This window comes from Ralstonia sp. NFACC01, from assembly GCF_900115545.1.
GTDB classification, from domain to species: Bacteria; Pseudomonadota; Gammaproteobacteria; order Burkholderiales; family Burkholderiaceae; genus Ralstonia; species Ralstonia mojiangensis.
Map to the genome: position 1 here is coordinate 691,130 of NZ_FOWV01000002.1, position 19,014 is coordinate 710,143.

19 protein-coding genes are annotated in these 19,014 nt (G+C 64.8%); 13 read left to right on the forward strand and 6 right to left on the reverse strand.

What is annotated here, in order from left to right:
• A complete protein-coding gene (locus BM136_RS07800) occupies window positions 1–744 on the forward strand; it encodes an ABC transporter ATP-binding protein (protein WP_092971294.1) in 744 nt (247 codons plus the stop codon).
• A gap of 18 nt (window positions 745–762) precedes the next feature.
• Here BM136_RS07800 and BM136_RS07805 read toward each other — a convergent pair whose 3' ends face one another.
• Window positions 763–1,104 (reverse strand): hypothetical protein, encoded by a 342-nt coding sequence (locus BM136_RS07805; protein WP_092971295.1) that lies wholly within the window; start codon window positions 1,102–1,104, stop codon window positions 763–765.
• Window positions 1,105–1,208: 104 nt separating this feature from the next.
• Complete coding sequence (locus BM136_RS07810; protein ID WP_092971296.1) at window positions 1,209–1,718, reverse strand: GNAT family N-acetyltransferase; 510 nt, start codon at window positions 1,716–1,718, stop codon at window positions 1,209–1,211.
• Between the two features lie 165 nt (window positions 1,719–1,883).
• Between BM136_RS07810 and BM136_RS07815 the strand changes: the two genes are divergently transcribed.
• Both BM136_RS07815 and BM136_RS07820 read left to right on the forward strand, forming a co-directional pair.
• On the forward strand, window positions 1,884–2,756 hold the full coding sequence (locus BM136_RS07815; RefSeq protein WP_092971297.1) for a D-amino-acid transaminase: 873 nt from the start codon (window positions 1,884–1,886) through the stop codon (window positions 2,754–2,756).
• A 65-nt stretch (window positions 2,757–2,821) separates the two neighbouring features.
• Window positions 2,822–3,376 carry a surface-adhesin E family protein gene (locus tag BM136_RS07820; RefSeq protein WP_092971298.1) on the forward strand — a complete coding sequence of 185 codons (555 nt, stop codon included), beginning with the start codon at window positions 2,822–2,824 and terminating at the stop codon, window positions 3,374–3,376.
• A gap of 42 nt (window positions 3,377–3,418) precedes the next feature.
• On the opposite strand, the gene BM136_RS07825 is transcribed toward BM136_RS07820, so the two are convergent.
• The 3 genes from BM136_RS07825 to BM136_RS07835 all read right to left on the reverse strand — a co-directional run bounded on the left by BM136_RS07825 (window position 3,419) and on the right by BM136_RS07835 (window position 5,767).
• Window positions 3,419–3,727, reverse strand: a complete 309-nt coding sequence (locus tag BM136_RS07825) for a hypothetical protein (RefSeq protein ID WP_254775637.1) — start codon at window positions 3,725–3,727, stop codon at window positions 3,419–3,421.
• An 87-nt stretch (window positions 3,728–3,814) separates the two neighbouring features.
• Entirely contained in the window at window positions 3,815–4,765 is a 951-nt protein-coding gene (locus BM136_RS07830; protein ID WP_092971299.1) for an alpha/beta fold hydrolase, read from the reverse strand.
• 81 nt (window positions 4,766–4,846) lie between these two features.
• A complete protein-coding gene (locus tag BM136_RS07835; RefSeq protein WP_092971300.1) occupies window positions 4,847–5,767 on the reverse strand; it encodes a LysR family transcriptional regulator in 921 nt (306 codons plus the stop codon).
• A gap of 106 nt (window positions 5,768–5,873) precedes the next feature.
• Between BM136_RS07835 and BM136_RS07840 the strand changes: the two genes are divergently transcribed.
• The 4 genes from BM136_RS07840 (at window position 5,874) to BM136_RS07855 (ending at window position 13,616) form a co-directional block, all read left to right on the forward strand.
• On the forward strand, window positions 5,874–6,125 hold the full coding sequence (locus tag BM136_RS07840; RefSeq protein WP_092971301.1) for a DUF2798 domain-containing protein: 252 nt from the start codon (window positions 5,874–5,876) through the stop codon (window positions 6,123–6,125).
• 401 nt (window positions 6,126–6,526) lie between these two features.
• The gene (locus tag BM136_RS07845) at window positions 6,527–7,510 is read left to right on the forward strand and encodes a hypothetical protein (protein ID WP_092971302.1); all 984 of its coding nucleotides are present in this window, start codon (window positions 6,527–6,529) and stop codon (window positions 7,508–7,510) included.
• Between the two features lie 79 nt (window positions 7,511–7,589).
• Window positions 7,590–8,057, forward strand: a complete 468-nt coding sequence (locus tag BM136_RS07850; protein WP_092971303.1) for a GNAT family N-acetyltransferase — start codon at window positions 7,590–7,592, stop codon at window positions 8,055–8,057.
• 150 nt (window positions 8,058–8,207) lie between these two features.
• Window positions 8,208–13,616 (forward strand): PIG-L family deacetylase, encoded by a 5,409-nt coding sequence (locus BM136_RS07855; protein WP_092971304.1) that lies wholly within the window; start codon window positions 8,208–8,210, stop codon window positions 13,614–13,616.
• Between the two features lie 31 nt (window positions 13,617–13,647).
• On the opposite strand, the gene BM136_RS07860 is transcribed toward BM136_RS07855, so the two are convergent.
• Window positions 13,648–14,184: a hypothetical protein gene (locus BM136_RS07860; protein ID WP_092971305.1), complete on the reverse strand. Its 537-nt coding sequence runs from the start codon at window positions 14,182–14,184 to the stop codon at window positions 13,648–13,650.
• Window positions 14,185–14,477: 293 nt separating this feature from the next.
• Between BM136_RS07860 and BM136_RS07865 the strand changes: the two genes are divergently transcribed.
• The 6 genes from BM136_RS07865 to BM136_RS07890 all read left to right on the forward strand — a co-directional run bounded on the left by BM136_RS07865 (window position 14,478) and on the right by BM136_RS07890 (window position 19,012).
• Window positions 14,478–14,783: a recombinase-like helix-turn-helix domain-containing protein gene (locus BM136_RS07865; RefSeq protein ID WP_092971372.1), complete on the forward strand. Its 306-nt coding sequence runs from the start codon at window positions 14,478–14,480 to the stop codon at window positions 14,781–14,783.
• Between the two features lie 79 nt (window positions 14,784–14,862).
• A complete protein-coding gene (locus tag BM136_RS07870; RefSeq protein ID WP_024979224.1) occupies window positions 14,863–15,930 on the forward strand; it encodes an aromatic ring-hydroxylating oxygenase subunit alpha in 1,068 nt (355 codons plus the stop codon).
• On the forward strand, window positions 15,923–16,696 hold the full coding sequence (locus tag BM136_RS07875) for an SDR family oxidoreductase (protein ID WP_092971306.1): 774 nt from the start codon (window positions 15,923–15,925) through the stop codon (window positions 16,694–16,696). Before BM136_RS07870 ends, BM136_RS07875 begins: the two co-directional genes overlap by 8 nt.
• A 32-nt stretch (window positions 16,697–16,728) precedes the next feature.
• Window positions 16,729–17,265, forward strand: coding sequence for a cupin domain-containing protein (locus tag BM136_RS07880; RefSeq protein WP_092971307.1), 537 nt, complete (start codon window positions 16,729–16,731; stop codon window positions 17,263–17,265).
• Window positions 17,266–17,269: 4 nt separating this feature from the next.
• On the forward strand, window positions 17,270–18,172 hold the full coding sequence (locus BM136_RS07885; RefSeq protein WP_092971308.1) for an alpha/beta fold hydrolase: 903 nt from the start codon (window positions 17,270–17,272) through the stop codon (window positions 18,170–18,172).
• 12 nt (window positions 18,173–18,184) lie between these two features.
• The gene (locus BM136_RS07890) at window positions 18,185–19,012 is read left to right on the forward strand and encodes an IclR family transcriptional regulator (RefSeq protein ID WP_092971309.1); all 828 of its coding nucleotides are present in this window, start codon (window positions 18,185–18,187) and stop codon (window positions 19,010–19,012) included.
• The last annotated feature ends 2 nt before the right edge of the window (window positions 19,013–19,014 follow it).

Genomic DNA, 19,014 nt, shown 5'->3' on the forward strand with positions numbered 1-19,014 from the left:
ATGTCGATCATCCTCGAAGTGAAGGACCTGCACGTCCGCTACGGCAAGGTGGAGGCGCTGCACGGCGCCAACCTGAAGGTGGGGGCGGGCCAGATCGTGACCGTCATCGGCCCGAACGGCGCGGGCAAATCGACCATGCTGGGCGCCATGATGGGCGCGCTGCCGACCATCGGGTCGGCCAGCGGCGTGGTCTCATACCTCGGTCACAACCTGACCGGTCTGCCGGTGGAAAAGCGCGTGGCACGCGGCATGTGCCTAGTGCCGGAAAAGCGCGAGCTGTTTGCCACCATGAGCGTGGAAGACAACCTCGTGCTTGGCGCGTACCGCCGCAAGCGGGCGGGTGAGCGCAACTACCTCGATCAGATGGAGGTGGTATACGACCTGTTCCCGCGCCTGAAAGAGCGTCGTGCGCAGGAAGCCGGCACGCTTTCCGGCGGCGAGCGCCAGATGCTCGCCGTGGGCCGCGCGTTGATGGCCAAGCCGCAGTTGCTGATGCTGGATGAGCCGAGCCTGGGTCTCGCGCCGCTCATCGTCAAAGAGATCTTCCACATCATCAGCGACCTGCGCAAAACCGGCGTGGCAACGCTGCTGATCGAGCAGAACGCACGTGCCGCTCTGCAAGTGGCCGACTATGGTTACGTGCTGGAGACCGGCGATATGACGCTCGAAGGCCCCGCGCAGGAGTTGGCCGTCAACCCGCGTGTGATCGAGACCTATCTGGGCCTGGCAAAAAAGGCCGCGTGAGCGCAGCCGGGTGCAAGATCAATCGTCGTAGTCGTGACGATGGTGCCTGCGCCATTCACGCTCACGCCAGCGCTGTTCGCGCCATTGGCGTTCCTGCCACTCGCGGCCGCGGCCATCGTCGTAGTAGCCAGGCGCAACGATGACCGGCTGCGGCGCGACATAGACCGGTGGCGGCGCGTAGTAGGCCGGCGGCGGGGGCGGTGCGTACACGGGAGCGGGGGCATAGACCGGCGCCGGCTCGACATAAACGGGCGCGACAGGCACGCCGATTCCAATGTCGACATTGACGCGGGCGAGGGCCGCCTGCGACGACAGCGCCGCTACGGCTGCCAGCACGTACAGCGCGAAGTTCTTATGCATGTGGAAATTCCTCAAGACGACGCACTGTAGTTGAACGGGGCGCGCGCAGTCTTACAGAAGATATACGGGTGTTGCAAATTGTAACGGAGTGACGCGATGGCCGCTCACGGCAATGCACGTTCCATCAATTCAGCATCCTCGCCGTAGATGGCGCGCAGGGCTCCCAACGCGGCGCTATCCATGTCGACGGACTGATAACCCAGGCGGCGCCAGAAGACATCCGCGCCTTGCACCGCTACCAGCCGGGATTGGTCCAGCCCTTGCGTCTGGGCGCGGGCGCACGCCATGGCGTAAAGCCGCTCGCCCAAACGCTGGCCGCGGCCCTCCGGCGCGATAGCCATGTCGTGCACGAACCAGAGAACATCGGCTGCATCCGTGTCGGGCAGCGGCACGTGCAATTTGGGCGGCGTCCATGCGTGCCACGCATGCGAGAGCAGGTATCCCACTACTTCAGACCCACGCAGTGCGACCAGGCACATGGCCGGGCTGCGCGCCCAGCGGCTGGCAAGCGCATCGCCCGGTTCCAGGAACCCGCCGCCGTAGCACGCCTGCTGCACGGCGAGGATGCCGGGCAGGTCGTCTGCAACGATCGGACGGATGGTGAGTTCGGACATGGGCGCGCGACTGGCCGAGAAACGACAGAGTTTACCGGACGTGTCCCGCGCATCATGCTGTTTTCGCATAATGTGGGCACACATCGGTATTCGCGGCATGGCGCACGTATCCTGTAAATTCGTTGGCAGGGCAGTCCCGCCCGCACTTGAATCCCCTCGCTCAGCATGTCCCGAATCATCTTCCTGAACGGCCAATACGTGCCGGCCGCCGAAGCCACCGTCTCCGTCATGGATCGTGGCTTTACCTTTGCCGATGGCATCTACGAAGTGACCGCCGTGGCGCGCGGCAAGCTTGTCGACAACGATGCGCACCTCGCCCGCTTGACCCGCTCGCTTTCGGAGATCAGCATCGACAACCCATACACCGCTGCCGAATGGACGCGTGTGTGCGAAGAGCTGGTGGCGCGCAATGGGTTGGAAGAGGGCGTGGTCTACATGCAGGTCACGCGGGGCGTGGCCGAGCGTGATTTCGGCATCCCGGCAGACATCACGCCGACGGCCGTGGCCTTCACGCAGGTCAAGTCCATCGTCAACAGCCCGCTCGCAAAGAAGGGCGCAGCCGTGGTGACGGTGCCCGATCTGCGCTGGAAGCGTTGCGATATCAAAAGCGTGGGCCTATTGCCGCAGGTGATGGCCAAGCAGATCGCCGCCCGCGCTGGCGCGCACGAAGCCTGGATGACCGATGGCGACCGCGTGACCGAAGGCGCGTCGTCGACCGCGTTCATCATCACCGCCGATAAACGCTTGATTACGCGTCCGCTGTCGAACGCTGTGCTGCCAGGCATCACGCGCGTGTCGATCCTGGCGCTGGCGCGCGAACATGGCCTGACGCTGGAGGAGCGCACCTTTACCGTGGCCGAAGCCCAGCAAGCGGCCGAAGCGTTCTACACGAGCGCGTCGACGTTCGTGATGCCGGTGGTGTCGATTGACGGCGAGCAGATCGGCAACGGTCAGCCGGGCCCGCTCACGCAGGCACTGCGCACCTTGTATCTGCGCTTTGCCGGCGTGGACGTTGCCGAGCCCGTCGGCCAGATGTGATGTAAGCGGTTGCGCCAGCACGGTAGAATCGCCCGCTGAGTTTTTGTAGCAAGGCGAGACATCCCATGAAAACAGGAGGCTGGCGCTGGCAAAGTGCCATCGCGGCGACCGCTCTGGTTGCCGCGCAGTGGGCAGCGATGCCCGTATCCGCACAAACCGTGTCTGCGTCGGCCGCTGTGCCGACAGCGTCCGCGCAAGCCGTTACGGGCGGTGTGGCTCCCCCGCTCGAATCGGCCAGCGCCGATTCCCGCTGGCGCCGGTTCGAGAGCATCAACGGCATCGTGTCGTATATCGATCGGCAATCGGTCAAGCCAGAGCCAAGTGCTGAGGCGGATGCCGATTCGCATACCGTGCACTTCCGGCTGCTGCGCAACGTGCTGCCCGACTTCACGATCAAAACGGCAGATGGCCAGCCGATCCGCTCTTCGGTCAAGCAGGTGGTGCTCGATTGCGCGCGACGTAGCTACACGGTGATTGCGCAAACGCTCTATCGCGCGCGCAATGCCAGCGGCAAGCCGCTCTACCAGATCCACTACGGCGACGAGGCGCAAAGCCGCTCGCTGCGCGAAGGCAGCGTGTTCGAATGGATTGCCGGCCGCTTTTGCGGGGCAGGCCGCTAACGCTGTGGTTAGCAAGGGCGGTATCAATGCCGCCCGGCGTGGTCAGATCGGCGCTGCTTCCCGGCTGTCGCTTCCGTCCTCGCTTTCTTCGCGGCCTCGCGCGTAAGGCTGCCGCTCCTGCTCAAGCTCCGGATATCGGCGTGAAGCGAAACCCATGGCGGCTTCGTACGAGCCAAACTGGTTGGATTCGGCGGCCACACCGTCGTTGACCAGGATTGCGTACCACTTCCCGTAGAGCGGGCCGTACACCACGACCTTGCTTTTCATTGTCTTGTCCCTGTTTCTTGTATCGATGGCCGGCGACGCGGTTTGCGCGAAGCGGCGGCTCGAGCCGTCCGGGCGCCAGGTCATGGCGCGCCGTCAGCGTTGTGGCGGACGATGATTACAGTGTGTTACACGCGCGTCAACGTTTGCGTTGGGCGCAATGCTCTAGTTGCGTCAGGTCGTTGCCAGGGTGCCGGCCACGCGGGCCTGCCGCAATTCGGCAGGTTCGTGGCCGGATTCGACATAGTCGGCAAAGCGGCGGATGCGGTCCGCAACCCAATCGGGGCGACGCAACGGCAGCCAGTGACCCGCGTCGACCTCGTGGCGCCAGTAGTGCGATACCCAGGCTTCCACCGCGCGTGTAACGGCGGGGCTGACGTAGCGGTCGCGCGTTGGCACGATCAGTTGCACGGGTGCATGCGGTGCACGTGCCTGGGGGCGCGTGAGGCGGTCGCGAAAATTTGCGCGATACATGCGCACGCCATTGCAGGCATCGCGCACAAGCGTCGGTCGCTGGGCTTCGATGCGGATGCCTTCCGTTTTGTGCAGCCACCATGGCCAGGCGCGCGCGACCCACAGCCGCCACGACCATTCCGGCACCAGCGGCAGGTGGAAATACCCCACATACCAGGATTGCAGCCGCTGCTTCCACACCGCACGTTTGGCGGTCCATGTGCCGGCATCGAGCTGCGCGCGCATCCAGTGGCCGACGTGGTCCAGGCACGGGCCCGAGATCGACGTGTATGACGCGATGCGCCCGCGCAGCCGATCGGTCGTCACCGATTCCCAACTGTGGATGGAGCCCCAGTCGTGCCCGACTAGATGAAAGCGCTCGCCGGGCAGCAGCGCATCAGCCACGGCGGCAAGGTCGTCGACAAATTGGGGAATGCGGTAACCGGTGGTGTCTGCGGGCGCATCTGACAGGCCGGCACCGCGCACGTCGAAGGTGAGCACCCGGCGGTCGCGCGCCAGGGTATCGCGCACGCCGTGCCAGACGGAACTGTCGTCCGGATAGCCATGCACAAGCACGATGGCAGGGCGCTGCCGTGCGGATACGTCGGCGGGCAGGGTCATGCGAGCATGCAGGCGAAGGTTGCCGGAGCGCACCACGTGGCTGCTGTGCATCGGGCCTCCAGTGAAATCGGTGAGGGAATCTCCAGCCTACGGGGTGATCGGCTGATGCGGCAACGCGTGTTTTTACCCGTTTCAAGCAGTGTGGGAAGCACTCGGTACGACATCGGCCTGCAGCAAGGGCGTGGCCGCGGCGAAGGCCGCCAGATGCTCCAGCAACGTACGCACCTTGCGTGGCAGCTGTTGCTGCGGCCACACCGCGTAGATGGGCCGCTGCGGTGTCCGCCATTCCGGCAGCAGGCGCACCAGCCTGCCTGCCTCCAGCGCCGGATGGCAGAGCGTGTGCGGACAGTACAGCAGGCCGAGGCCTGTTTCGGCCAGCGTCACGCCAAGTTCGATATCGTTCAGGTCGCAGCGTCCTCGAGGCTGCAACTCGATGGTTTCCTCGCCATCGGGTGAGGTGAAGCGCCATGTCGAGAGTGGCGACGACACCAACAACTGGTGCGCCTGAAGCTCATGCGGATGTGTCGGCGCGCCATGCTCGGCCACGTACGCGGGCGACGCCGCCAGCACCATCCCGATGACACCCAGCCGGCGTTGTCGCAACTTCGGGTCGTCCTGCTGGCCGACGCGGATGGCAAGATCGGCGCCATGCCGCCACACGTCTTCATTGCGGTTGCTCAGCGATAGCTCCAGGCGAATCTCGGGCCACGTCGCCATGAAGCTTGCGTACGCAGGTGCGAGAAGCCCGCGCGACAGATTCAGTGGCGCCAGCACGCGCAGGGTGCCCTTCACCTGGTTGAGATCGTCGTCGAGTGTGGCCGTGGTTTGCGCAAGCGCGGTCAGCAGCGGGCGGCATTGCTCGTAGTAAAGCTGGCCTTCCGGCGTCGGCTTCAGGCTGCGGGCGCTGCGCAGCAGAAGCTGGCAACCAAGCGACGTCTCGAGCTTCTGCAGGCGCCGTGTCAGCGTGGCGGGCGGCAGATTGGCATGACGGGCTGCGGCCTGCAGGCTGCCGTGGTCCACGATGGAAACAAAGAGGGCAAGATCGTCGAGCATGATTCCATTTTTGGAATTTAAGTTTCAATAAACGTCTATAGTTTCTTGAAACGCGGTTGTCTAGCATACCGTCAATCACATTTGATGGCTTGCAAGGAGAACCGCCATGTCGATGCCCGTCTCTACTCCCACACGTCTTCGTGTCATTTTTGCGTGGCTGATGTCTGGCCTGATGTCGCTGCTCATGACTGGCTGGATCGGTTGGATCAACGCCGGTATCAGCCCTGACTTTCTCGCCCGCTGGGCGCATGCCTTTGTGCTGGCCTGGCCGGCTGCGTTCACCATCGTACTGATCGCCGCGCCGACGGTGCAGCGGTTGACGCAGCGCCTGGTGTTGCCCACCCCCGCGCAACCCTGAAAAGAAAACAGCCCACCGGGAGGACGGTGGGCCGCAAGGTTGACAGCAGGAAAGACCGATTGAAGCGGACGCCGGACTGACATCCCGTTGGGTCCGGCGATATGGCTGGTACAACACCCGACCCTTATCGTGGTGACGCTGATGTGCGTGGAGATCGCACTGCCCGATACTGGGTCGTGACCGGGCCATGGAGCGCACTGTAGAGGGTCGATGCTTTCATCAAACTTTCTTTCCCCGGCGGTTCTGCTGCGGACAATCCCTAGGGTATGAGCGCGCACGGACGTTCCAATGGCGTGGGCAGCACATGGCAGCGGACAAGGCGCGCAGGCACGAGTTGGCGTAGTCAACATCAGCGCGCGGTGCCTTTACGCTGATCTGATTCTCAACGCTAAGGAAACAGCATGACGATGATGATCGACGGCCACGGCCCTGGGTATCAGGCAGTGCAAACGCGGCCCAGCATCCAGGATTGCCTGGAGACGCTAAAGAAATTTGTGAATGAAGCTGCTTCGCCAACGGTGAGCGTGCAGGATCTGGTCGTGGCCAGCCGGGCCACCAAAGACAGCAACGCGCAATGGTGGGATCAGGATCGCCTTAATCTACCGGCTGATCCGAGCGACACCGATATTGATGCAGCTCGCACGCGAGTGGGCCGCGCAATGGTCGACGAGCAGGACGCCACGGTCGCGCTACGTAACCTTGACTCGTATCTTGAGGACGGTGCGCTGGGTGATGTTGGCAAGAGCGGCGTCAAAGCTCTCGTGGATGACGTCACGACAAAAATCGGCGCTACCAGCCGCACGGTACAGGATGCCAATATTGAGGTGTTCTCGGGTGACTCTTCTCGGACTGACTGGGGCCAGTATCTGGAGTACCACCAGAGCGAGGCGGCTGCGGCGGAGAAAATTGCCGACCCGGTTAAGCAAGCGTTTGACCGGGGCGGCAACCCCGGATTGGACGCTGACCGTGCTGCACAGACAATCAGCGTCGTGACCGGGCAGTTCATCGATGCCGCCGTCGCGGCACAGGCGCTGCGCGAGGCTGGCTTACCGGTCAATGCGCCGCAGCGACAGGCGAATGCACAACAACTGCAGACGGAACTGGTCGGCGGCATGACCCGCGTTAGCGACGCTGCACGCGTCCTGGACACCGCGGACGATACGTCGACGGCACTGCTCAACGGCGACCGTGATTTCTCTTACTTGTACAAGACCAGCGTGTTGGACGCAGCGGACAAGCACACGCAGGAGTTTGTGCAGCAACACATACCGCCGGGGCTTCACACCGTCTTCGGGTACGGCTCGCCGAACGACGCGGCCCAGCACAAGGTCCAGGACGAGTTGGTGCAAGACGGGGTCGATCTTTCGGCGCTCGGCCCGCGCTAAGCCATCAGTAGGAAAGCCGGCTGCATGTGGAGCAGCCGGCTGGCAGAATGCCGGAGCGTTGCCACCCATTCAGCCCACCATGCCCACGCCCGACGACCTGCTGATCCGCCACATCCACCAAGACGACTTTGCCGCCTGGAAACCCCTCTGGGATGGCTACAACGCCTTTTACGGCCGTGCGGCCGAGACCGCCTTGCCCGACATCGTCACGCAGACGACATGGCAGCGCTTCTTCGACGAAGCGGAGCCTGTCTACGCGTTGGTGGCCGAGCGTGGCGGCGAGCTGCTCGGCATCGTGCACTTCCTCTACCACCGCAGCACCACGCAAATCGGCATGAGCTGCTATTTGCAGGATCTGTTTACGGCGCAGGCCGCGCGCGGGCAGGGCGTGGGCCGGGCCTTGATCGAAGCGGTGTACCGTCGCGCGCAGGCCGACGGCTTGCCACGCGTCTATTGGCAGACGCACGAAACCAACGCGACCGCCATGCGGTTGTATGACACGTTGGCGGACAAGTCGGGCTTCGTGGTTTATCGCAAATTGTTCTGAGCGGCTACGGCATCCAGTAAGGCCTGAAGTGCGCGTGCGGCACCGGCCCGCGCGCAACTGGCATATGTGCTCGCTGCATTAGCAAAATCCGGAACACCGCATGTGCGGGCGGCACGTAAGGTCGCAGCATCTGACCTTACGTGCTGCTGTATGCCTGTCACCTTGCCTGCGTTGGTGGACGCGTCCACTGCGTCGTCTTCTCTCATTTTTTCTTCGGATCAGCAGGCGCGTCTGCGCGACCTCGCAACACAGATTCACGACGCGCAGCGCGCGGTGACAGCGGCGCAGCCTGCTCAGTCCATCGACTCCGAGACGACCGACCCCGCACGGCAACTGGCGCAGGCGGCTTACCTGGCCGCGCAGTTCGCCTTGCAGGCGCTGCAGGCCGAGCGCGCGGCATTGATCGCGCAGTCACGTGGCCAACACGCCGAAGAAGCGGCCGCCCAAGCAGCGTGTCAGCAGGCGCAACGCAATGGGCAACTGGCGAACGACATGGCCGCCGCTGCCCGAACGCATCTGCAGGCCGCTGTGGTGGCCGCGGCACAGCCCGGCGGCCATGTTCAGACGGTGATGACGGTCCAGCAGAAGCAGCGCCAGGAGGCTGCGGTGCCCGCGCTGGTGCTCGCGCGGGCACAGGCCGACGAGGCCGACGCACGCGTTGCACGGGACATGGCGCAGCGCCAGCTCGACGATGCGCGGCAAGTGCTGGATTCAGCCGAGGCCAGTGACCGCGCCGCGAGGCCGTCGGCGCGCAACCTGCCCGACGAACCCTCACAGGCCACGTTGGATGCGCGCACGCAATGGAGCGACGCTCAGGCAACTGCCCGCAATGCCACGCTCGTCCTTAACCACACGCACGACGCGGTACATGCCGACGCATTGGCCGTGCTTTCTGACGCCGCCCATCGCGGCGACTGGCACACGTACCACGATGCCGTGGTCGCCGGGCGCGCCAGCGGGGCCATCCCCGACGACGAAGCGCAGAACCTTCAGCAGGCCGGCGACGATGCGCTCGTCAAGGCGCAAGCCGACGTCGCTCCGGAGCAGCGCGTTGCCGACGCACAGTATGCCGATCAGCAAGCCCGGCAGCAGCAGATTCTGCAGTGCCAGCCGCGCACGCAAGCGCTGCCCACTACGGCGGCGCTTGCGCAGGCGCGTCAGGATGCGGTGCCGACGTGGACGGCCGCCTTCCTGGCTGCCGACAACGCCAAGACGCTCACCGGCAAGTTGGCGGGCGACGCGCAGCGACAGGCTGCGCACTCCCAGGCCACAGCCGACCGTGCACAGGCGGAGCTGACGCGGCAGACTGCACAGCGCACGCTGCATGGCGCCGAGCAGGACTTGCGCATGGCTCAAGCCACCGGCGCCGATGCGAAGACGCTTGCCGGACTGCGCGCGAAGGTCGACAGCGCCCGACAAGGCACGCAAGACGCCACCCGCGCGCGTCTGCAAGCCCAGACCGACGAGGCCGGCGCGCACGCACAGGATCTGCTTGCTGCCCTGTCACCAGCCCGGCAGGACGACGCGGCCGCGCGTTTCGAGCTGTTCCGAACGCACGGCGAGGAGTTGGCCCGACCGTATCTCCAGCAGTTCTTCCTGCAGTTTGGCGATCAGGCCATCACGGTGTCGTCGGCCGATCAATTGACGAATCTCGCGGGCCTGGCGTTCGGCATCCTGCCCGTGACCGATCTGGATGCACCCACGCCGCAGGCACTTGTCGAGGCTGCCCGGCAGGGGCGCTGGTTTGCCGAGGCACCGGCCGATGTGCGGGCGCAGCTTCAGCGAATCGTTGATCGCGCATATGGCGATGCCGATCGCACGCGGCCGCTGCAGGTGAACTTCCTGCCGTTTGTCACGGCCATCAAGCCTGGCTCCGAACTGATACCTGCCGACAGCGTGATCCAGGACGGCGCGCTGATGCAGTTCACGCGCGCCGATGGCACGACCGGCTGGGTGGATGCCGGCGCCAACCGCACCTACGATTCGCTCGACGATTTCCGCCACGCGTGCGACTTGCCCGTTGGTGGCGAGGCCGCATTGATGGTGGCGCCGGACTTCGCCCCGCAAGGCGCCGATCGCTTCGATGCCGATGGGCAACTGCGTCTGTTCATGGGCGAGGCGCGCATCGAGAGTGTGTTCGAAGCGGCGAACCGTACCTTCCATCTGGACGCCGTGCTGGCGGGCGGTTTGTTGGCCGCGGGTGTGCTGACCGACGGCATCGTGCCGTTGCTGGCCGGTGCGGCGGGCCTTGTGTATGGCGCCGCACGCTCGGATCTGCCTCAGATGATCTCGCACGACGAAGACCTCAACCCGCTGACGAGCGGCCACGCACGCCGGGTGTGGGGCACCGTGCTGGCCGAAGGCCTTGGCGGCGCAGCGACTGTTGCGCTGGGCCGCGCGCTCGTGCTCGGTGCGCGGGCGGCGGCGGAGGGTGCGGAACTGGAGGCGTCGGCCGCATCGGCGCTGAACACGTCGCTTGCCCGCACGACCACCGTGGCCCGGGCGCTCGGCAGGGCCGCGGGCGTGGCGGGCGGCGTCAACCTGGCGGATGGCGTGGCCGAAGCCTTGCCGCATCTTGACGAGATGAGCGAGCACGATCGCGATGATTTGTGGGCACAGCTCGTTCCGGACGTGGCGACCATGCTGCTGACGCATGCAGTCGACTACGTGGCACCGGTGGAGCGCACAACACCGGCAGCGTGGTTGCATCCGGATTTTGGGACGACGCGCGTGCCGCGCAGCGGGACCGGCGCCACGGAAATGGCCGTGGCGATGACAGCGGCCGAGTGGCGCGCAGGCGGCATGCCGCGTACCAAGCGCCAGCGTGCGGATGCGCAGTCGGTCGGTGTGAACAAGATGCTGGTGGTGCTGGCGCACCCCGACGACGACACCATCATGGCCGGCATGCTGCGGCGGGCCATCGCGGCAGGCACAGAGATCCACGTGGTGTACATCACGCGTGGCAACGGCGGGACGATCTTCAGCACGGAGTCCGGCATTCCACTGCCCGTGTATGGCGGCGACGGTGCGGAATTTGCCGAACCCGGCGCACTGGGCCACTTGCGCGAAGAGGAACTGCGCGCGTTCTATGCACGGCTGGGTGGTGGCGCGCGGGTGAAGGTGACGGTGCTGCACGGCAATGCCGACATCAACCCATGGCGCCGGCCCGGCGAGCGCGTCCTGCGCTACAGCATTGTTGCCAGATGGAACATGCGATTCATCGTGCGCTACCTGGCCGAACGCATGCGCACGGAGCAATACGATCTGGCCGTCGGGCTGCGTATCAACCGCAACGTGCATCCGGCCCACGCCGAAAGCAGCCGCCTGATGCGCCAGGCTGCGCGGGCTTACCAACGTTCCACAGGTCAGGCGATGCCCTTGATGTGGGCGAACGAGATCGGCTGGTATCCGACCTCCGTGCTGAATCTGCGCGGGCGTACCTGGACGCTGCAGTTGAACGATGCGGAGCGCAGGCTCAAGGCCGATGCCATCGCTGCCTATGCCTCGCAGCCGCCCGCACATGCCTACCACTTCGGCAACGAGCGGCCTTACGAACAATTCACCTTTGCCGCTGGAACACCGGCCCAGGCGCGGATCGACATTCAACGGTATTTCCTGCGTCGAGCGGCCGACCGTGATGCCGCGCCGGGAACATCCCCCGCCTTCGAAACCGTGACCACGCCGCCTTTGCGATACCGGAAGGACTGGGGTTTCGCGCGCGTGGAAACCGTTGAACCGCCGTTGCCGTTACTCAAGCCGGCGCTGCCCGATCCGTCCGTCGATGCCGATGCTGCCGTGGAGCGCGCCACTGCATTTGCGCTGCGCGGCGAGGGCGTTGACCCCGAGCACATTTCCGACGAGCAGGAAGCGTGGCGCATGTTCTTGAGCAACCTTCAGCCGCGGCCGCTGGAGTGGCAGCCGCTTTGGCGCCGTCTGCTCAATGGCTTCTCGAACGAGCCCGGGCGTTTCTGGGCTTCCCGTCAGCCGGAGACCGCGGTATTCGTGACAACCTCGCGGCCGCCGCAAACTGTTTTTGGCGAGCAGGGCATCGGCCTGGCGCTGGACGCTTCCGACACGCAGGTGTGGTCGTCGATCACGGCGGCGCGCGGCGATGCGGCGCGCCAGATCGCGCAGGCTCCGGGCGGGCGAGGCGTGCGGTTTACGTACCCCGTCGTGATGGGTGCGCGCGATCTGGGCCACATGCTCAAGGTGGGCTGGCTGCCGCCCGAGGCACCGCAGGGGGCCATCGTGACGGTAGACGCCAACAGCCGGCGTCATCACGAGAGCATTCCCAACCCGCGCAACGCCTACGGACCCAAGCCCGGTGAGCCCTACACGCCGCCGACCGTTTCCGGCGGCATGAAGATCCGTGGTCCGGTGTTCCGCGCGTTGACGTCGACGGCCACGATCGCGTCCGCCACTTACGCCGGCGTGCGTTACGGTCTGCCGACTTTCACGCTGGCGGACTGGAACGCTTTGGGGCTCGGCATGCTTGGCCTGCGGTCGACGTTGGGGATGGTGTCGGATGGCGTGCGCGTGCGCATCGCGCGTCAGGCCGATGCCTCGCCGGCTTCTACGTGGCGCCTCATGACCGGCTGGCGCGGCACGTTGCGCGGTGTATCGAAAGCCGACCGGGACCGCTACCGCACGCTCGGCATGTTGCTCAAGGTAAATCCACGCGACAGCGATGCCCTGCGGCAGGTGGACGCCGCGCCCGGGCAGGTTCTGTCGGCCCGCAGCGAGCTTGGCTGGCTGCTTGAGATCATCCGCATATGGAGCTACGGCCCGAACGATGTTTCCAACCTGTTGCACCTGATGCATCCGGGCTTTTTCGACCCGTCGTTCGCGTCGTTGCGGGCGGCAGGCGATACGCTGGCGAACCTCGCGACGCTGATCTTTTCTGCTGTGCATCCGATGGCCAGCATCAGTGCTCGGCTGGGCCGCACGTTGAGCCTGCGGGCGGATCGGTTGCAGCAGGACCCGACCGTGCGGCCGGCGGGCGCAAGACTGCCCTCGATGTTCGGCGGAACAGAGCATCTGCCCCGGCCGCTGCAATGGCTGGTCGCCCTCGGGCATCGTCCGCTCGTCGTGTATCCGTTCCTGCCGGAGGTGGGAACGCCTACCGGCAAGCCGGTGCCTGTGACGTTGCTGCAGGAGTGGTCCAACAAGCTGGCCACGCTCGGCGTCTTGCCATTTGCCGGCGCCGACGCCGCCCATCTGCTGTTGGCAGCCGGCAGCAACCAATGGTCATCAGCACTCGTCGAACTTGGAAAGGTATCGGCGGACTGGTGGTTCTTCCGCGCGTTTCAGCAGATGCATGTCGATGCCTACCGCGCCCGGCGTGATCTGGGCCGGGTGGTGCGCCACAACAGCTTGCTGCCGTGGTGGCGCATGCCGGCCGGCGGTGCGGTCAAGGGGCCGAACGTGCCTGCAGCGGACGACTTTCTACTCGACAAGGGCGGGCTGTCGACGTTCCAGCCGGCGCTCGTGCTGGGCGTCGGCATTGGCGCGCGGGCGCTGCTCGGCCTGTTGGTCCCCTGGACTGACGGCAATGGCTAGCCGTCTTGCTGCGTCCGCGCGGTGAGCAACCTCAGCAATCGAATTTCGGCACGTCGAAATGGCTCCAATCGCTACCTCCCTCGGCGCCGTAGCTGATGTGCTCATCATTCGGACCCGTAAGCTCGACGCTGGTCGTATACGTCGGTGGATTGTTGCCGAACATCGACAGCAACTGATGTTCGTCGATGGTCTTGTCGATCTTGACGGAATAGCCGTCGCCGAGGTCCAGCGAGGTTGATGTACCGTGTCCTAAAACGTCGAACCACGACGTGTGCGAGTCGATCCTCAAGTCTTTGGCATCCGTGCCACCCACGATCTTGAGGGCGTCTTCGACACCGCCGAGATCCAAGTCGGCCACAGTGGTCTGCTGGCCGTCAGGCCCGACCTTGTCGACCTTGATGTGGTGGCCATCCTGCTGAATGACGGCAATCTTCTGGGCTTGATCCGTTCTCACCTCCATCGTGGCCTGGTTGGCCAGGGTGGGGGCGTTGATGGGTTCGCGGCCGTTGCTGTATGCGATATAGAAATTGGTTGGCGGTGTGCAGGCCAGGGCGTTCACGCTGTTCATGGTCGGACAAGTGCGGGTTGAAGGAACGTCGATCGTAAGACGACATTGCCGCAACAGCGGCCACGCAGCTTCGTAGGTCCGTCGTCGCACCGCAGCGCGGGCGCGGTACCAAGACCGTTGTCCAGTGCGCGATCCGGCGGAGGCGCCGTCCACCGCCGACGCATTTTTCCGCAAACCATAGGGTAATCCCGCATCTGCGATTTCGAAGACGCGGTCTATAGTTGCACCTGTGTTCCAGATATTAACAGACGTTTCATAGGTAAAACAAGTGAAACGTGATGGAGTCGACAGAAATGCAATCGCAATACAACCCCGACCTCGCTCCGTGGGAGCCGATTTCTCCGAACAACGTCGCCGGCAAGGGCCGTGTCGAGCGCCCCGGTCACGTCGCCAATCTGGTGTGGCAAACACGCACCGCCGAGCCGACAGCCTATGAGAACCAATTGGCCGATTCGCTGGAAGCGGCATTCCTGGGCGGTGCGCAAACGCCGGCCGACATCGTGGCTGTGCTGAATGAGCGCGGCCCGCGCAATGCCGCTGGCGGAGAGGCCTGGACGGAAGACACGTTCTTGGCCGAGATGCGCCGCCTGGGCGCCTGAACGGAGCCGGCTCCAACACGATTCGACGCCGCATCGCCCGCAGAGGCGCCCGGCTCAACCCCATCAGAAGAGGCAAGCAATGGAAGGCAACAAGGAAGCGCAGAAGGAAGCGCGCATCAACACCGGTCTGCGCAACTACTGGTATCCGGTGGCGGCGTCGTGGAATGTGAAGAACGCGCCGGTGGGCATCACGCGCCTGAGCCAGAACATCGTGCTGTGGCGAGATACCGCAGGCCAGGTGCATGCGCTGGAAGACCGCTGCCCGCACCGTGGCGCGCGCCTGTCGATGGGCTGGAACCTGGGTGACCACGTGGCTTGCTGGTACCACGGCGTTGAGGTGAACGGCCAGGGTACGGTAACGAGCGTGCCGGCTGTCGACGCTTGCCCGATGGAAGGCAAGACCTGCGTGCGCAGCTACCCGGTGCAGGAGCGCGCCGGTGCCATCTTCCTGTGGTTTGGCGACAAGGCCCCGTCCGAGTTCGACGACGCGGTCGGCACGCTGCGCTTGCCTGAAGAGCTGACCAGCGACGAGCACAGCCACTTCCTCTGCTTTGCGCATTGGAACGTCAACTACCGCTATGCCATCGACAATGTCATGGACCCGATGCACGGCGCTTACCTGCACGCCGTGTCGCACTCGATGGCCAGCGGCGAGAAGAAGGCCGTGATGGAAGTGGTTGAAACCGACCACGGGATCATGTTCCAGAAGACCGGCCAGCGCGGCGTGAACTTCGATTGGACCGAGTTTGGCGAGACCGGCACGATGTGGCTGCGCCTGTCGATTCCGTATCAACCGAAGGTCGGCCCAGGCGGCCCGTTCACCATCATCGGCATCGTGACGCCGGTGGATGAGGAGCACTGCATCGTCTACTTCTGGCGCACGCGCCACGTGCAGGGTTGGCAGCGCGACGTGTGGCGCTTCCTGTATCGCAATCGCCTGGAAGGCCTGCACTGGGATGTGCTGGAACAGGATCGCGTGGTGCTCGAATCGATGGCCCCCGAGGCGCGCGATCACGAAACGCTGTATCAGCACGACATCGGCATCACGCGTATCCGCCGTGTGCTTGCACGCCGCGCCGCCGCTGAACTGGCCGACGCGCCTGTCGCCATGCTCAAGCCCGTTCCCACGGAAGCTCAACATGCCTGAGCGCCATCCAACTGCCGGGCTGCTGGCTGGCCGCAAGGTGCTCGTGACGGGCGCTGCGCGCGGTCTCGGTCTGGCCTTTGCCAAGTCGATCGCCGAAGCGGGTGGCGCCGTTGCGCTGGCCGACATTCTTGGCGAGCGCGTTCAGGAAGAGGCCGCAGCGCTGCGTGCGGCAGGCTTTGATGCGCATGGCTTCGCGCTTGATCTTGGCGATCCGGCTTCCATTCAGGCATGCGCTGCTGCGGCTGCACAGGCACTGGGTGGGCTCGATGGGCTTGTCAACAACGCGGCCATCACGAACTCGGGCGGGCGCGACGCATCGTCAATCGACGTCGAGACCTGGGACCGTGTGATGAACGTCAACGTGCGGGGCACCTGGCTGATGACGACCGCCTGCCTGCCAGCGCTCAAGGCATCGGGCCGCGGCGCCATCGTCAATTTGTCGTCGGACACACCGCTGTGGGGCGCACCGAACCTGCTGGCTTATGTGGCCAGCAAGAGCGCTGTCATCGGCATGACCAAGTCTCTGGCGCGTGAATGCGGCGCTGACGGCATCACCGTCAACGCCATCGCGCCGGGCCTGACGCTGGTGGAAGCCACCGAATACGTGCCGGCGCACCGGCATGCGCTGTACCGCGACCAGCGCGCCATTTCGCGCGATCAGGTGCCCGACGACGTGTGCGGCGCCGTGCTGTTCGCGCTGTCCGACCTTTCCCGATTCGTGACAGGCCAGACGCTGGCCGTCAACGGCGGTTTTGTCATGCAGTAACGCATCCACACACCATTCAGAAGAGGTATTCAATGAGCGATCTCTCCGAACAACAGCAAGTGCAACGCACGTGGGACCGCCCGGAAGGCGCGTCGTTTGAAGACTGGATGAACAGCCGGGTCGCGCGTTTTTCCACCCGCCGCTATGACTGGGACGCCCTCAAGTTCCAAGCCGACTTCGACCCGAAATACCGCCGTGCGCAAATGCGTTACCTCGGCACGGGCGGCACGGGCGTGGCGGCTGACACCAACACGGTGCCGGCCGAGCACTTCACGTTTTCGACCATGGTCATTCCGGCTGGCCACGAAGGCCCGTCGCACCTGCACACCGATGTGGAAGAGGTGTTCTTCGTCATTCGCGGCAAGCTCAAGCTGGTGCTGGAGAAGGACGGCGAACGCTACGAAACCATCCTGACCGATCGCGACCTCGTGTCGGTGCCGCCCGGCGTGTACCGCGAAGAAATCAACATCGGCGATGAAGACGCGCTGATGTGCGTGATGCTCGGCGCCAAGAAGCCGATCACGCCGACGTATCCGCCCGAGCACCCGCTCGCCAAGATCAAGCGTTGATGCCATGAGCGCGCAGGCTGTCATGTCTACCCATCCGTTCCGTGTTGCCGATGCGCTTGCCGCGCTCGGCGACGGGTTTGCCGAACATAGTGTTGCGATCAACGTGCGCGGTGATCGCATCGGCTATCGGCAATGGGGCGAGCGTGGGCCGGTGGTGGTGCTGTTGCACGGCATCAGCTCCAGCGCTGCGTCATGGCTGCCTTGCGCGCAGGTGCTTTCGCACAACATGCGCGTGCTGGCATGGGATGCGCCGGGCTACGGCAATTCCACGCCGCTCGAACAGGCTGTACCGCGCGCCGCGGACTACGCGGTGCGGTTGGAGGCATGGCTGGCTGCGCTGCATGTGACGCCGGATGCGATCGTCGGCCACTCGCTGGGGGCGTTGATGGCATCGGCATATGTGGCCCATGCGCCAACGGCGATGCAGCCCAAGTGCCTGCTGCTTCTGAACCCTGCACAGGGCTACGGCCAGCCGGGGCAGGAAGACAAGTCGCTGGCCGTGCAAGCGCAGCGTCTTGCAACGCTGGACCAGCTCGGCATCGACGGCATGGCGGAGTCGCGCCACGCGCACCTGTTGCGCCCGAATGCCACCGATGAAGAGCGTGCCTGGGTGCGCTGGAACATGAAGCGCCTCAACGATGGCGGTTACCGCCAGGCAGTGGCGATGCTCAGCGGCGACGACATCAGCGCCTATCTGAGCAAGCGCCCCGCATCGACGCCGGCACAAGTCGCTTGCGGCGATGTGGACGGCATCACGCCGCCGCAAGGCTGCGAAGCGCTGGCCAAGACGTTCGGTCTGCCATTTGCGCTTGTACCGTCTGCAGGGCATGCCTCCTATATCGATGCGCCTGATGCTGTCGCAGGCTGGATCGAACAAGCCGTTCTCTCCCAATCTCAAAACGCCTAAGCGCCAAGACGTATGAGCAACGACCTCATTTCAGAAGACGTGCAGGAAAAGTACATCGTGCCGGGCCTCGAACGCGGCCTGCGCCTCCTGTGCGAATTCAGCCACAAAGACCGCGTTCTGTCGGCGCCGGAGCTGGCACGCCGGCTGAAGGTGCCGCGTTCGACTGTATTCCGCCTGCTCACGACGCTCGAAGTGATGGGCTTCATCGAGCGCGTGGACGGCGGTCGCGATTTCCGTCTCGGCATGGCGGTGCTGCGCCTGGGCTTTGAGTATCTCGCCTCGCTGGAACTGACCGAGCTGGGCCGTCCGCTGCTCGATCGCTTGCGCGATGACATTCATTACCCATGCAACCTCGTCGTGCGCGATGGCCGCTCTATCGTTTATGTGGCGAAGTCGGTTGCTCCCACGCCGTTCACCAGCTCGGTAAATGTTGGCACGCGCCTGCCGGCACATGCCACGGTGCTGGGTCGTGTGCTGCTGGCTGACCTGTCGCTGGCGGAATTGCGCCAGCTTTATCCGGAGCCGCAGCTGGAGGTGTTCTCCGCCAACACGCCGCGCACGGTGGAAGAACTGTTCGAGATGGTCCAGCGCGACCGCGAACATGGCTACGTGCTGCAGGAAGGCTTCTTTGAAGCCAACATCTCGACGATTGCTGCGCCGGTGCTGGACCGCGCAGGCAAGGTGGTGGCAGCGCTCGGCACGACGATTCCGTCGCCGCGCATTGAGCCCGCACAACTCGATCTGATGATCGACAAGGTGCGCGCTGCCGCCGGCGAGCTGTCTTACCTGCTGGACTACCGGCCCGCCAGCGGCAAGGTCGTCAACCTGTTCCGGGAATGACC